Source organism: Vibrio sp. Evd11 (assembly GCF_900382755.1).
Taxonomy (GTDB): domain Bacteria; phylum Pseudomonadota; class Gammaproteobacteria; order Enterobacterales; family Vibrionaceae; genus Vibrio; species Vibrio lentus.
The window spans coordinates 72,805-88,220 of sequence record NZ_OSDX01000003.1; the positions used below are offsets into that span (position 1 = coordinate 72,805).

Here is a 15,416-nt window from a genome sequence, read left to right on the forward strand (position 1 = left end):
AGTGACGTCTCATCTGCGCTTTGTTTTTTATTTGCCAAACGATTTTCTAGTTTTTTACTCTTTGTTGGTTGCAAACCTGTCAATTTCGAATGCAAATCACACGAACCGTAATCTATGCTTGTGTTTCAATCGTTCCGAAGTGTTTTGACTGAAATTCCATTTACATTGTAAATAAGTGACGCTGTAACATTTTAAATGTAAGGTAGAAATAGCACCGTTATACATGACAGAAAAGGTCATTTTTGTGTTTGTCTTAGCCGTTTTTTCATCAAACTGTAAAAATACAGTCTATTTTATGTGATTTTACTCATAAATGTATGTTCATGTTTTTGTTGTGTTTGTTGTTAATCGCTGTACAATTTGTACTTAGTTAATCATTACGGAAACTGGCAATGAAAAGAGAACAAACGATTGATAAGCTCTATCAGCTGGCCGAACAAACTCAACAAGTTCAGGCTGACCGAATTGAGATTATTCTGGAAGAGCGAAGTGATGAGCATTTCCCTCCAATGTCTAAAGCTATGATGGAGACGCGTTCAGGCTTAACTCGTCGTAAATTGGATGAGGCTATCAACAAGCTTGAAGCAGATGGTCATCAGTTTACAAAGAACAACGCCAATCATTACTCGATTTCATTGACCGAAGCTCACATGCTGATGGATGCGGCTGAAGTGCCGAAGTTCCACCAACGTAAGCAGCATGTAGACAATAAGCCATGGGTTATTAACGTACAGAACCAGAAGGGTGGTACGGGTAAATCAATGACAGCGGTTCACCTAGCGGCTTGTTTGTCTCTGAATTTAGACAAGCGCTACCGTATCTGTCTGATTGACTTGGATCCACAAGGTTCTTTGCGTCTGTTCTTAAACCCACAAATTAGTGGGGCAGAGCACGACAGTATCTATTCTGCCGTTGATATCATGTTGGACAATGTGCCTGAAGGCCAAGATGTTGACCTTGAATTCTTGCGTAAGAACGTACTATTACCAACACAGTATCCGAATCTAAAGACGATTTCGGCGTTCCCTGAAGATGCGATGTTTAACGCTGAAGCGTGGCAAAGCCTGTCTCAAGATCAGTCACTTGATATCGTTCGTCTCCTTAAAGAGAAGCTTATCGACAAAATCGCCGATGATTTTGATGTGATTATGATTGATACCGGTCCGCACGTTGACCCGCTAGTGTGGAACGCGATGTACGCATCGAATGCACTTCTTATCCCATGTGCTGCGAAGCGTTTGGACTGGGCTTCAACCGTTAACTTCTTCCAACACTTACCAACTGTGTATGAGATGTTCCCAGATGATTGGAAAGGGCTTGAATTTGTTCGCCTTATGCCAACGATGTTTGAAGACGATAACAAGAAGCAGGTATCAGTATTAACTGAGATGAACTACTTGTTGAATGACCAAGTCATGATGGCAACGATTCCAAGAAGCCGTGCCTTCGAAACTTGTGCTGATACTTACAGCACGGTTTTCGATCTGACGGTTAGCGACTTTGAGGGCGGTAAGAAAACTCTAGCCGTTGCTCAAGACGCGGTACAAAAAAGTGCTCTAGAATTAGAGCGAGTATTACATAGCAACTGGCCTTCACTTAATCAGGGATAACAAAAATGGCAATTAAAACATCTGACTTAAATGCAAAGCTATTTGGTAAAGCAAACAAACGCCGCGTAGCAACACCTCAAGAAGCGCAAACAGCCGCAAAAGAACAAGCTCAAGTGATTGAACTTTCGGTTGCAGGTGAAGAGCTGGTTTCATTTGAATTGGTTCGAATTCCTGCAGCTGACGTTGCGACTCGAACGGTTGTTTTTGAAGACAATGCTCGTGAGCAATCTTTCTTAAATGAACACGCTCTTTCTGATGTTCTGACTACGCTAAAAGAACGCGGTCAGCAATATCCAGCGGTTGGTCGTAAGAATAAAGATGGCAAAATTGAAGTTCTTGATGGTAGCCGTCGTCGCATGTCATGTATTTTAGCGGACAAAGAGTTCCTAATTTACGTAGCGGAAAACATTAACGGTGAACACGCTAAGTTCTTATCAGACGTTGCAAACGCTCACAAGCCACTTTCTCTTTACGAGAAAGGTAAAGAGATGCAGGCGAAACTGGATAAAGGCGAAGCTGAAGACCAAAAAGCATTAGCTAAAATGTTCCAGTGCAGTGAGGCTTTGGTTAGTGGCGCATTAAAAGCGGCGGCTTTACCACTTGAATTGCTACAAGCTTACCCTAATGTGAGCGACCTTGGTCGCCCAACGATTGTTAAACTGCACAAACAATTTGGCGGTTTAACGGGTGAACAGCAACAAACATTACTGACTAAGTGTGATGCTTCTGAAGGTTTTGTATGGCAGCGTAGTGAAGCGCAAGGTGTTACGCGTTTAACGAAAGACGTGACCGAAACTTTGGAAGGTTGGATTCTTGAACTGGCACCTGCGCCAGCGAAGAAAGTATCTCCAAAAGTTGAGCTTATCAAAGGTCGTGCGTCTTATAGCCGTAAAGGTTCAAACCTAGCTTTGAATCTTAAAAAAGTGGATGATGCGACGATGCAAGAAATTTTAAACTTCGTTCAATCAAAACTCGATTAAGTTTTCAAACTATCGAATGACTCTAAAGCCGCTTTATGCGGCTTTTTATTTGGCTGTGATAAACTGTGTTTAGATGAATCTGGACGCTAATTATGACGAACCCAACAAACACCTTTCTACATACTCTTTCCCAAACAGCCGAGCATAATCAGCATCGTTACGGTGTTGTCTTTTCTGGTGATAGTGATTGGCAAGACGCTACGATTCAGAGCTTTCTTGATGCCTCTTTAGCACAAACAATTTTCCAGATGGGTGGTTCGCCTTTTCAATCGGTAACACATGTTCCCGTTAAAAAGGGGCAACAACTCCTAGGTCGAGAATGCCAACTTCTTGTTTGTGATTTTAGAGAGCAGTTTGACGCCAATAGTTTTAGTGCGGCACTGGGTGCGTTAGTCGGCGGCGGCTTGTTGTTGGTTATCCCGCCAAAATCAGATGAATCCGAACAGGGTCTAAATTCTACTTTTGGAAAACGTTGGTTAGCGTCCAACTTCGCCAAACTGTTTTCTGTTTCTCAAGACGATGAACAGCTAACGCAACTCTATACTCGTAATTCTTTGCCTGAAGAATTAACCCAACCGAATTTGTTCGATAGATTTGAGCAACAAAAGACGGCAGTAGAGTTAGTTAAGAAAGTCGTCTCTGGACATCGAAAGCGTCCCTTGATTCTCACCGCAGACAGAGGTCGCGGTAAGAGTTCGACATTAGGTATCGCGGCAGCGGAGCTTTTGGTTGAGCGTCTCGGGCTCAATATCATTGTCACCGCACCTTCGGTTAAAGCGGTTGAGCCAGTATTTGCTCACGCAAGCCAACGACTAGACCCTTGTGACGTTATCAATGCTACTCACATTAGCCATCAAGGTGGCAGTCTAAAATTCGTCGCACCAGACGAAATACTTCAATCTAAGCCTGATTGCGATTTGTTATTAGTTGATGAAGCGGCTGCCATTCCGATCCCGATGCTTAAATCTATGGTCGGCAGTTATCACCGTATGGTTTTTTCAACCACGGTTCACGGATACGAGGGAAGTGGACGAGGGTTTGGCATTAAGTTTGAGTCTTGGCTTTCTGAGCATCGTCCTGGATGGAGAGGCTATAAGCTTGAGCAACCAATCCGCTGGAATAACAACGACCCTCTAGAACGTTGGCTGTTTGATTGCTTCCTGCTGAGTGGTGAGGTTTTATTGAGTAGCTCTGCTGTTCATGAGGCTGATGATTTTTCTGACGAGGTGCTCAGCCAACTGAATCTGGTCGAGCTATCTAAAACCGAGTGTCTGGCGAACCCTGAAAAGCTTCAGCAGTGTTTCTCTCTTTTAGTCGACGCTCATTATCAGACATCGCCCAATGACTTAATGCAGTTCCTCAATAACCCGGCTATCCACTTATACGCAGCTTGGCAACAAGATATCTGTTTGGGTTGTATGTTGGTGACGGTGGAGGGCGGTTTAGATAAAGATCTGATTGCTCAGATTCAAATAGGAAAGCGCAGACCTCAAGGACATCTTGCGCCAGTGTTGTTAGCTAATCAGCTCGGAGCTAGTGAAGCGGCAACAAACCGTTGTCTGCGTGTGATGAGAATTGCGGTTTCAATTGACCATCAAGGTTTAGGCTTAGGGAGTTGGATGCTTGAGCAGTTATCGAAGCAAGTCTCCGATATGGATTATCTAGCAACGAGTTTTGGTGCTACCAGCGAATTGGTTTCTTTCTGGCGACGAAACCAATTTGCTCCCGTTCATATTGGGCATCAAAGAGATCAAGCGAGTGGTTGTCACTCGCTGTTGATGGTAAAGCCACTTGTCATTGGTGCTAACAATTGGGTCGCGCACGTGCAGTCTCAATTTGAGGAAAGCTTTTGCTTTCTCGTCTCTGGTTCTCTAATTTCTCTTGAAGTTGATATGGTTCGTGCTCTATTACCAAGTCAGTCACTGTCAGTTAGTGAGTTAGAAAAGAAGTTGCTTTGTAACTATGTAGAAGGCGGAAACAGCTACGACAGTATTGGCTTTATCACGTTGAAATTAATTCTAGCGAGAAACACTCAACTGTCGAGCGAGCCTTCACCGTCATCAACAGAGCAGTCTACTAATTTTGAACGACAACATCGTGATGCCAATTATTCGGCTATCTCTGATTTGTTGATTGCAAAAGTAGTGCAACAAAAAGGTTGGGGGTCTTGTGTTGAACAGTTCAACCTTGTCGGGCGTAAGCGAGCAGAAGTTCAACTTCGACAAGATATCTCTTTCTTGTTGTCCAATTTACAGTGTAAATAGACAGAGATAGTTTCTAGATTAATTTACAGTGTAAATCCGAAATGTCGATTTACACTGTAAACTGAAATCTATCTTTTGCTTCTTCTTCGATTACTTGTTTCTAAAGCTTCCCCTAATCTTACTCTTTTTTCCTAAATCCTCATATTGACCTAGTAACCCTAGAATTGGAAAGTACCGTCTCAGCATTTAATTTGAACGTTGAGCTCATCAACTCAGGCAACCCGAATCTCGTTTACTCAATCGAATACCTGTTTACTGATGTGCGTTTCAATAAAGACTTTCATCATCGCTTTTATCGAGTGTTTACTTGGTATATTCATCTGAGGCTTTCCGCCATCGAATGATTCTAATCGTATTCATGCTCTATTTTCCATTGTCAGGTTCTAGAGCTCTATTCCAAAATTGCTTTTAAAAATCGCGGATTATGATTGTAAAGGTGAGCCCGCTCATAAAATGCGGGTGTCTTATTTCTGAGTCATGTTTGCACAATCGAAAGTAAGTGATGTGACGCTGATTATTCTACTGTGGTGATTCTAAGCTCAGAACGAATTATATAGACTGAATAACAACTGAGTCATTAGGGATACTCGATTCGAATGTGGGACAACATTGTTACTTTGTCAGAAGATAAGCTGCAGGTGGTTGCTCGTTTGCCATCTGGATTTGTGGTCGACGCAAGCTTTGATAACAAGACATTGCCACCAGCCTTGGAAGCTTTGAACGCATCTAACTATTTTCTTTTCGAAGAAGAGGTACTGCGCTTTGTCACTCTTTCTAAAGAAGGTAAGGGTGAAGCTTATGAGGGAATCTTGATTGCCGAAGTTCGTCATGCCAGTGTTGCGGTCGAATTGTCAGATGATGAGATGCTCGCGAGCCTTGTCGTGACGGGACCCTATAATGGACATCCGCTGCGTGGTAGCGACATCATTCACTGTTTGGCTCAGGCCCACATAACCAAAGGTATTAATAAATTAGCGCTCAGAAAAGTGTTGATGATGAGTAGCAAGCTAAAGCCTGGAGAAAAATTCACTCAGCCAGTCGCTCAAGGCACACAACCCGTAAAGGGTAAGGATGCGAAGTTTGCCGCCTTGGTTGAAGACATTACTCGCCAAGTCTTAAAGCCACGCAGCAAAGACGCTGGCAAAATCGATATGCGAGATTTAGGTGAGACCATTACCGTTGGTCAAAATGATCACCTGATGAAGCGCACTCCTGCGACTAAAGGTATTGCTGGCTTTACCGTTCAAGGTCGAATCATCCCACCGCTTCCTGGACAAGACAGTCTAATCAAACCTGGCAAGGGCACCTACATTTCTCCCGACGACCCTAATTTACTTCTCGCCTCATGCCCCGGTTTACCAATCATTAAAGAACGCAGTATCGAAGTTGATGATGCGCTATGTGTCAGCAATGTTGATGTGTCTACCGGTCACGTTAAATTTAAAGGTAACGTTTTTGTCTCTGGAAACATTGAACCGGGAATGATTGTTAAGGCGACAGGCTGCATTACGGTTGGTGGTTTTATTGAATCGGCCGAGGTTCAAGCGCAAGGGGACATCAAAGTCGCGAAGGGGATTATTGGTCACACTACGAAAGAAGGTGAGCCCAAGTCTTGCAAAGTATTTACCAAAGGCTCCATTACTGCCAGCTACGCTCAAAATGCAGAGTTACAAACGGGTACCGATCTTCGTCTTGGTGTACACAGCATGGGTAACGAGATTCGATGTGGGCATGACCTTATCGTGATGGACACGATGAAGAAGCATGGCACGCTCAGTGGCGGAGAAGCTAAGGTGGGTGGCAAAGTGGAATGCGTCTTCTTGGGCGTAGAAGGGGATACCGCTACTAAGGTTCATGGTTTTGCGCGCTACGATGGTTACCGACAGAAGATTGCAGAACTCAAAGAAGTGTATAAACACGCGCAAGAACAAACCATGGGTGTAATTCGCCAAGAGCTCGAATTTAAGAAGCGGCCAAAAGCGGAAAGAAGCGAAGAGCAAGCGCTGGAGATTGAGCAACAACGAGAAAAGAACAATCTCGCGATTGAAAATACCAAGTCGCAGTTGGATACACTCGAAGCGGAGTTTGAAACCAACCTTGCCGAGTGCACCGTAGAGGCACACGAAAAGGTGTATACCCGAGTCACGATTCAGTTTGGCGATGAAACAGTCACAACCAAACGAACTCATGGCGGCAGTGTTTTCTCGTTCAACCAGTATGAGATTCAATGTTCGTTCAAGATGGAACAAGAAGATATCTCGTTGTAATTGGTGCCCATTTACGGCACCGATTCAGCGGTTATCAAAAATATCTTCATCGCAATACGGCATCATGTTAGAAGAAAGATATCTGTGAATGACATTGCCCCGGATGTTCATTAGATAAAACAGAGCCCAACTGCTATTCAATATTCTTCATTAATCAGAAGACCACACCGAGCGAATATCTGGCCACCCCCAATTAGTGAGCGATACATCTTCTAAAACGCCGTGAAAACGTAATGTTTGAGTGTGATGGAACATAGGAGCAATCCAATATTCACTGATGAGTGTTGAAGCGATGGGTTCTAGTGCTGTTAGATAATCTTCAAGTTGAGTGAATGCTCGTACGTTTTCCAATTGTTCATCAAGCCACCTTGCATTTGCCTCTCCCAGTGTGTGGTACAAAACGTTATTGCTGTAGAAATTAGAAAACGCTGAAGCATGACGATTATCATCCAAATTGGTATTCGTTAAGATCAGTGTTTCATTGAGCGTGCCGTTCTCTGCTTTTTCACTCAACTCTCGATAGGAATACATTACTATTTCAACCTTACAGCCGTGATCGGTCAGTACAGAAGAAATAGCGCGAGCGCATCGACGCAATGCTGTGTAGTTGTAACCTGCGATGGTGATGGTTTTTGGTAACGCGCTGACTTCACCAAACGGGCGTAATACGGGGCTCCAAATGGGTAACAAGTTGTTGGCTAGTACGCTGCCATAATGTGTTTTCTCTTTACGAAATAGCTCGAGCAGTCGCTGGGGGTGAATTAGCTCCGTAATGTAACGACGTTGGGCACGTGTTAATGGATGTTTCGTATGCTGATTGAATAGAGCGAATAAGCAGCCGTCTTCAGTTCGACTGTGTTGACTCGAGTGAGAGGCATTCGGTGTTTGTATTGAAACTTCAATACCGCTCGTGGTTTCAGATACTTGGATAGGAGCATTACTTGATAGCGATGGATTCTCCATTTTCTCATCATTAACAATCCAAATCGTGACCAAATCGACTAACACACGACACGCATAGTAGCCATCGAACGCTTGCAGCTTTAGTTTATTTTTATCGTGCTCGACCACAGAGAATGGGCCACTTCCAATCACCGAATTGTTGTTTGCAACATTCACTTGGCTCGCTGGCTGAATGCCGTATTTGACACCTGAAATAAGCCCAGCGAACCCACGATCCGGTTTACTTAATGTAAATACAACTTTCAGAGGATGCGGTGCAGTGATATCGGTGACGTGTGCTAGCTCTTTTTGGTAATACGGAAGAGAGCTAAGCTTGGCAAACAGGCTCACAACAGTATCCGCATCGATTGGCGTATCGTTATGGAACGTTAGCCCAGGACGAAGATAAAACGTCCATTGATAATTATCCTCATCATAACGCCAATGATGAGCAAGCTCAGGCCTCACGACGCCATTGTCATGACTGGAGACCAAGCAGCAATAAACCTGACGCAAAAAGAAACGCTCACTACAACGGTGTAATTGGTGGGGGACAATGCGCTCAAACATTCGCTTGTATGTCAGCTGAATGTTCACTCGGCCTTCTTGAACAGACGTCCCAGAGGTTTTTTTTAGGAGGCGGCCAAACATCGCTTCATCTTCATCGAGAATCGCTAATGCTCTCTCATACTTGCCTTGTTGGATTCGTTCTAGTGCAAGGCTCTCTTTTAGGGCGCCTAGCTCAATGTTTAAAAGTAGCGTTGATCGTTGATTTCGACCCGCTTTGGGCTGCCAGGTTAACCACTCCAACTCCTGCATTTGAGACAATAAGTTGCGAGCATGCCGAGGAGAAGTACACAGCAAATCAGCAACTTCCTGTACTGTGGTTTTGATTTCGCTACCGACACCAACTGTTATGATTCGCTGGTAGTATCGAAGCAGGTTGAGATTAGACACTAAAAGCCCTTAGTTAATGAATAGCTTTGCATTTTACTCAACTTAGCTTTGAAAAAATAAGAAAATGTTCGGCTACTTTGTTCCTCTTTTGTTGTTCTTTCAGATAAAAAAAGGGGAGCTGATGCTCCCCCTTTGCTTTTTTGTGATATTGATTTAGTTAGATTCTTTAAGCCACATGAGCGCTTTAACTTGCAGCTCTTACCTTACCTTGCTTCAAGTCTGACAGAACTTGCGCTTTTGGACCGTCGGCAATAATGCTGCCTTTCTCCATCACAATCACTCGATCAACAATGTCTAACATCGAAGTCTTGTGCGTGATTAGAATTAAAGTTTCGCTAGGTAACAGTTGGCTAAGCTGATGCTTGATGTGCATTTCAGAACGGTTATCCATGGCACTGGTTGGTTCATCCATCAATAGCACTGGCGGACGACCTAGAAAGGCTCTAGCAATCGCGATAGCCTGACGTTGACCACCCGATAGCAATCCGCCACCTTCACCGACTTGGCGCTCTAAGCCCGCAGGATCTTGCTGAGTGAAAGCAGTAACGCCTGCGCGGTTAGCAGCATCCATAACATCGCGGTCATCAACCAATGGATGACCTAATGTGATGTTGTCTCTCACTGAACCATAGAACAAGTTACTGTCTTGCGGTACACAGCCTATATTGCGTCGTACGTCGACATGATGAAGTTGCTCCATGTCGGTGTCGTCTATACGAACATGGCCTTCTGTGGGCTTGTAGAGGCCCATAATCAAGCGTTCTAATGTCGTTTTACCTGAACCAATACGGCCGATTATCGCCACTTTCTCACCGGGTGTAATGGTTAGGCTCAAATCTCTCACAGACGCGACTGGAGAATCCGGGTAATGGAAGGTTACTTTATCCAGTGCAATACGGCCTTGAATGATAGGGCGGTGGATATAACGCTTTCCTTCTTCCTGCTCATCAGGCATCGACATCACTTGTTCGATTAAGGTCATCGAAGATTTCGCCTGATTGTAACGCGTCGAAAGCAATGAAAGTTGAACAAGAGGCCCAATCGCACGGCCACTCAACATGGTCGCAGCAATCAAGCCTCCCATCGTAAGTTCGCCTTCTGCAATTAGATACACGCCAAAAATGATCATACCGACGTTGGTACTTTGCTGAACAAAGCCTGCAGTGTTTTGGATGCTGTCAGTAATGCGGCGACTTTTGATGTTCCAGTTCGCCATGTGCGCGACAGCTTCTTCCCAACGGAATTGGAATTGGCTTTGAGCGCTGAAAAGTTTAACGGTTTCTAACCCCGCCAGACTCTCGATTAAGTTCGCGTATTTCTGAGAAGCAAGGCGTGAACCTTCTTCAATGGTTCGACGCAGCGGGCCTTGGATTAACAACGCATAGATGATCAGAACGACAACGCCGACCACCGGAACAAACACCAGATTCCCTGCCATTAACCAAATTAAAGCCAGGAACATCAGAGCGAACGGTAAATCGATTAACGAGCCAATCGTCGCAGAGGTAAAGAACTCACGAATCGATTCGAACTCTTGTAGATTTTTCGCAAAAGCACCGACTGACGCCGGTTTTGCTTCCATGCGAATGCCGAGTACTTTACTGAATAGCTTGGATGAAATCAGAATGTCCGACTTCTTACCCGCGACATCAATAAAGTAACTTCTCATCAATTTCAAAAGCAGATCGAAAAGGAAGACGACGAAGATCCCGCTTGCCAGTACCCATAAGGTTTCAAAGGCGAGGTTGGGTACCACTTTGTCGTAGACCAATCGAGTAAACATCGGGGCCGCGATGGCGAAGACATTGATCAAGATGGATGCGATCAGCACGTCTCGGTAGATGTTTTTCGATTCCCAAATGGTGCTCCAGAACCAGTGACCTTGACGTGTTTTTAGAACCTCTGGTGAACGTTCATCATAACGGAATTGCTTTTTTACCAAGAAGTAGCGGCCGATGAATTGCTCTTTCAATTCTTCGATAGGAATGATGATTGGCACCATCCCGCTTTCCGCTGTAATAATTTCCGCTTCTTGTTTTTCTACATCGATGCTGTTGAGAACACATGCCTCGCCCTGTTTGAGAAGCAGAACAGCAGGTAAAATCAGGTGAGGGATATTTTCTAGGTCGGAACGGTTTTCTTTCGCCACTAATCCCGCTCGCTCCGCAGAACGAGGGAATAGGAAAGGGGTTAGCTTTCCATCGGATAGTGGTAGCCCATTGATCAACGCCTCGGGCGAATTCGCTAACCCGTAATATCGGCTAACGTAGATCAGTGAGTTCAATAGTGGATCTTGCATGCGATATAACCCTTACAACTATTTATCAACAATGAAGCCTTGGAACACTTCTACGTAGTTATCAGACAGGATATCTAGCTGAGTCTGAGTTTCTATTCGAGACGCAATGGTGGTTATGCCTAGGTTGTGAGCGGTTCTAGAGATCGACGTTAAGGTGAATTTCTGTTTTTCGTCATCAAGGTTGTGGGTAAACAGGTAATCTAGCTTCACATAGCTAGGGCGGTATTCGTTGATGTAATCCAATGATTGGAAGTTACGTCCGTAGTTGTCGACACCAAACACTGCTTCAGCGTTGCGAATGGTGTTACACAATAGTGCCGTGTAGTGCGGAACGTTGATGAAGCAGTTTTCTGGAATCTCAAAGTGCAACAAGTGAGCGATTGAGGCATTGTGTTCAAGAGTTTTTCCGATCCAGCGGATGAAGCTCGGCTGAGAAATACTGCTCGGCGAGATATTGATAGCAACTGGGCTCGTTACTTCTTTCGCATTCAGTTTCTCAATCATCTTCTCGATAACGTATTGGTCGAGAATATGGCTCATTTCAAGCTGCTCTAGTGCGTAAAGGTATTGGTTAGCACCGTAACGAACACCGTCTTTCTCAATCGCAGAGAACACCTCTTGGTGATAGGTTTTGCCAAAGGCGTTGTTTGCAGCCTGAAGACGGAAGGTGATTAGGTCGTTGATGATCGCTTCTTCAACCAACATACGCCATTGCTGTTTACCCATCACTGCGCCATGATCGTCTGCAGTTACGTAGCCATAATTAAGTTCACGATTCGCTTTCGCACTTGACAGCGCGTTATCCACCAGCGACATGATTTCGGTACTGGTTTTACGTTTGTTACTGTATGTCACACCAAGCGCAATGTGTGGGTTTGCCATACCTGTTGGATCTGAACCTAGGTTTTGAATGCAGTTTACGATGCTGCTCGCGACGAGTTTAAGTTCGCTCTCGTCGATGTTTGGCATAATGAAGCCAAACTCGTCACTCGAAATACGAGCGATGGTGATATCTGGCGATGAAATTGACGCCTGTAACTGTTCAGCCAGTTGGTGAACTAAGGCATCACCTTCTTGGTAGCCCTTTTCATCGTACTCTTCACTAATAAACTCCGCTTTAAGTACCGCTAAACCACCCAAGCTCGATTCTTCTAACCATTGTGTTAACTGAGACATGTAGTAAGCGCGGTTACCTAGTTGAGATACAGGGTCGATATAAGCGCGCTCACGTAGCTTCTGAGCTTCTTTCGCTTGGTTTTTAAAGGCTTGTTCAACTTGAGTAGACATGTGGTTAATACCATCAACCACTAAGATCAAATCTTTGGTTTTCGGACGAACCAGTGGTTCACCAAACTGGTTTTTGGCGATCTGATCCATTTTGGTAATGATCAATGAGAGAGGGCGCAGTGCTCGCTTGAGGATCCACGAGATAGAGATCAAACCGAGTAAAAAGATCGCACCAAAAATAGTCAGTAAGCGGGTAAATGCTTGCCAGAGTTGATCATAAGCAGGGCCTGGGTGACTCACGATCTCAACTTCTGCCAGTTGCATCCAGCCACTGGTGATCACGCGGCGATCATGCACGGGTTCAAATAGGTTTAAACTCGTAAACCATTCCGGTACTCCCGTTGGTTTCACTGGGTAAGAGCGAAGAATATCGTCTCCGGTGTCTAGAAAAATCAATCGAACGACGGAGTAAGAACTGCCATCAAACAGGGCGTTGATAACAGACTCCACTGCCACCTTGTCCTTTTCTTCTAGGTAAGGGGCGAGAGCCAGTCCAACAGTATTAATGGTATTACTTACCTCAGAGCGTTGCTGCTCCTCTAAGTATCCACGGGTGGTATTGAATTCGATCATAAAAACTGACGTCATCAGCAGTATGAACACCGCAACCATCCCGACCACAAGCTGTTTATATAAAGTCATTGTACTTACTCATCGTAATTGATAATGGGTTTGTTTAATTTTAGAGAGCGCTCACGAGAACGTAAGTCGTTCCATAAGCTCAATCTTGAAGATTTCCCTGCTAGCTTACCGCTGCCTGCTGCCGACTTGATTAACCAAAGGTTTTTACCATTGAAACTGTAAATTGGTCGTAGGTCGCCGCGCTTAGAACCGCGTTTTATCTCAGGGTTTAAGTTGTCCAAAATTAGTGGCTCTGCACTTGGTTTTGAGTAGTAAGCCAACACCATATGGAATTGGTTTAACTCGAGTGCTTTTACGTACACCAATCTTAATTTTTTGTCTGGCACGCCCAGTTCGAGCAAAGAGAAGTACTTCGCGATGGTGAAATCTTCACAGTCACCCGCGTTGCTGCCTAGGAACTCCAGTGGCGTTGCCCAGTAATCGTTCTTTCCCCAAAGTATGCTGTCATCGACAAAGTACATTTGGTTGAAGAATTGATTAATGGATTCGAGCTTTTCCCTTTCGCTTAATCCACCATAAGCCGCAATATTTGAGCGCCATGTGGTGACTCGCTTAGCGGCTCTCTCTCCATAGGTTTCGGAAACAGCATCAATCCAACGTTGGTCACTCTTATTGAGTGCCGCAGAGGTAAAAGAGGTGAGGACCAACAGCAAAAGCGAGAGCCGAGACTTCATAGCCTTCGCTCTTGGGGTTGGGTTGCGCATTGAATAGCAGTGTTAAGCATCAAGCGTCCTTACTCTTTTAGTGCATTGTTCTGAGCGCTAAGTATTGGTTTCAACATGTACTCAAGAACGGTTCTCTTACCTGTGATGATATCTACTGAAGCTGTCATACCTGGAATGATCGGCAGCTCTTCGTTTTGTCCAAAATTGTGCCTTTCGGTGCGGACACGCACGATGTAGAAGCTGTTGCCCTCTTCATCTTGCGTAGTATCAGCACTGATGTGCTCTAACACGCCTTCTAGACCACCGTATTTAGTGAAGTCATAGGCACTGAATTTAACGATGGCAGTCAATTCTGGACGTAGGAAAGCGATGTCTTGCGGGGCGATTTTCGCTTCAACTAATAGAGAGTCTTCAGTCGGTACAATCTCAACGATGTCCATACCCGGTTGGATAACACCACCAACGGTGTTAATGCCAAGGGTTTTGACTGTGCCCGTTACCGGAGAAACCACGACAGTACGGTTTACTCTGTCTTCAAGGCCAACTGCGGACTCTGTTAATGCAGAGAGTTTGTCTTGTGCTTGGTTAAGCTTTTCTTGCTGCTCTGAACGGAAATTCAGTGCGGCATCGATACGACTGAGCATCGCTTCTTTAATGGCAGAACGTAGGAGAGGGACTTTGAGTTCGCTTGAGGTCATTTCTCGGCGAGTGTCGTTCACTTGTCTTTGCAGCTTAAGCAATTCAATTCTTGGTACTACGCCTTCATCGGCAAGCGGTTTGGTGATATCCAGTTCTTGGCGCGCAAATTGGTAACTCTGTTTTAGGTTACGGACACGCGCTTTAATCTCAATTAGGTCTTGTTGTTTCTGTTCAACTTGTTGATCAAAAACAGAAAGTTGGTTTTTTAAGTTATTCAGGTCTTGACGGTATTCTGCTTTCTGACGATTCACCAGTTTTGGTTGAACCTCGTAAAATTTTGGTGGGAAGGCCAATTTACCGTAGTCGAGTAAGACACTTTTTTTCCACTCTGCTACAGAGAAATCTTCGTCGATAACAACACTGGTTAATGAGGCTGAAAGCATCAATACGTTGGCGGTTAAGTTGGCAACTTGCTGCTCGCGTTCACGGAAGTCTGAGCGAAAGCGAGTGTCATCGATTAACAGCAGTTGTTGACCTTTTTGAACTCGTTGGCCTTCTCTAACCAATATCTCTTTGACTAAACCACCCTCAAGGTTTTGAACCACTTGAATTTGAGAGGAAGGGATGACCTTGCCTTGGCCAACGGTGACTTTGTCTATTTCAGCCCAATTCGCCCACGCAATAGCAGCAACAAAAAACAGAATGATTACCCACAACATTATACGCGCGCTGGTTGGCGTATTGAGGAGCAGTGCCGCTGTTTTATCATCGACGTACTCAAGTTCGGTATCGTTCAATTTGCTGAAATTTTTCTGACTCATAACAGTCCTTGTGTGCTGAATAAAGGTGCAAGCCTATTGAGTG

At 44.6% G+C, this 15,416-nt stretch carries 9 protein-coding genes; 4 read left to right on the forward strand and 5 right to left on the reverse strand.

Going from position 1 to position 15,416, the window contains the following annotated elements:
• Window positions 1–392 precede the first annotated feature (392 nt).
• The 4 genes from ED652_RS01920 to ED652_RS01935 all read left to right on the forward strand — a co-directional run bounded on the left by ED652_RS01920 (window position 393) and on the right by ED652_RS01935 (window position 7,121).
• Window positions 393–1,610: a ParA family protein gene (locus tag ED652_RS01920; RefSeq protein WP_004732566.1), complete on the forward strand. Its 1,218-nt coding sequence runs from the start codon at window positions 393–395 to the stop codon at window positions 1,608–1,610.
• A gap of 5 nt (window positions 1,611–1,615) precedes the next feature.
• On the forward strand, window positions 1,616–2,590 hold the full coding sequence (locus tag ED652_RS01925) for a ParB/RepB/Spo0J family partition protein (RefSeq protein ID WP_065106005.1): 975 nt from the start codon (window positions 1,616–1,618) through the stop codon (window positions 2,588–2,590).
• 92 nt (window positions 2,591–2,682) lie between these two features.
• The gene (locus tag ED652_RS01930) at window positions 2,683–4,854 is read left to right on the forward strand and encodes a GNAT family N-acetyltransferase (RefSeq protein ID WP_122053319.1); all 2,172 of its coding nucleotides are present in this window, start codon (window positions 2,683–2,685) and stop codon (window positions 4,852–4,854) included.
• Window positions 4,855–5,450: 596 nt separating this feature from the next.
• Window positions 5,451–7,121, forward strand: coding sequence for a FapA family protein (locus ED652_RS01935; RefSeq protein ID WP_122053320.1), 1,671 nt, complete (start codon window positions 5,451–5,453; stop codon window positions 7,119–7,121).
• Window positions 7,122–7,271: 150 nt separating this feature from the next.
• On the opposite strand, the gene ED652_RS01940 is transcribed toward ED652_RS01935, so the two are convergent.
• The 5 genes from ED652_RS01940 to ED652_RS01960 all read right to left on the reverse strand — a co-directional run bounded on the left by ED652_RS01940 (window position 7,272) and on the right by ED652_RS01960 (window position 15,373).
• Complete coding sequence (locus tag ED652_RS01940; protein ID WP_122053321.1) at window positions 7,272–9,020, reverse strand: SgrR family transcriptional regulator; 1,749 nt, start codon at window positions 9,018–9,020, stop codon at window positions 7,272–7,274.
• Window positions 9,021–9,204: 184 nt separating this feature from the next.
• Window positions 9,205–11,319, reverse strand: coding sequence for a type I secretion system permease/ATPase (locus ED652_RS01945; RefSeq protein ID WP_122053322.1), 2,115 nt, complete (start codon window positions 11,317–11,319; stop codon window positions 9,205–9,207).
• A gap of 18 nt (window positions 11,320–11,337) precedes the next feature.
• On the reverse strand, window positions 11,338–13,248 hold the full coding sequence (locus tag ED652_RS01950) for a LapD/MoxY N-terminal periplasmic domain-containing protein (protein WP_122053323.1): 1,911 nt from the start codon (window positions 13,246–13,248) through the stop codon (window positions 11,338–11,340).
• A gap of 5 nt (window positions 13,249–13,253) precedes the next feature.
• Window positions 13,254–13,922, reverse strand: a complete 669-nt coding sequence (locus ED652_RS01955; protein WP_029223589.1) for a transglutaminase-like cysteine peptidase — start codon at window positions 13,920–13,922, stop codon at window positions 13,254–13,256.
• A 59-nt stretch (window positions 13,923–13,981) separates the two neighbouring features.
• Window positions 13,982–15,373, reverse strand: coding sequence for an HlyD family type I secretion periplasmic adaptor subunit (locus ED652_RS01960; RefSeq protein ID WP_122053324.1), 1,392 nt, complete (start codon window positions 15,371–15,373; stop codon window positions 13,982–13,984).
• Window positions 15,374–15,416 lie beyond the last annotated feature (43 nt).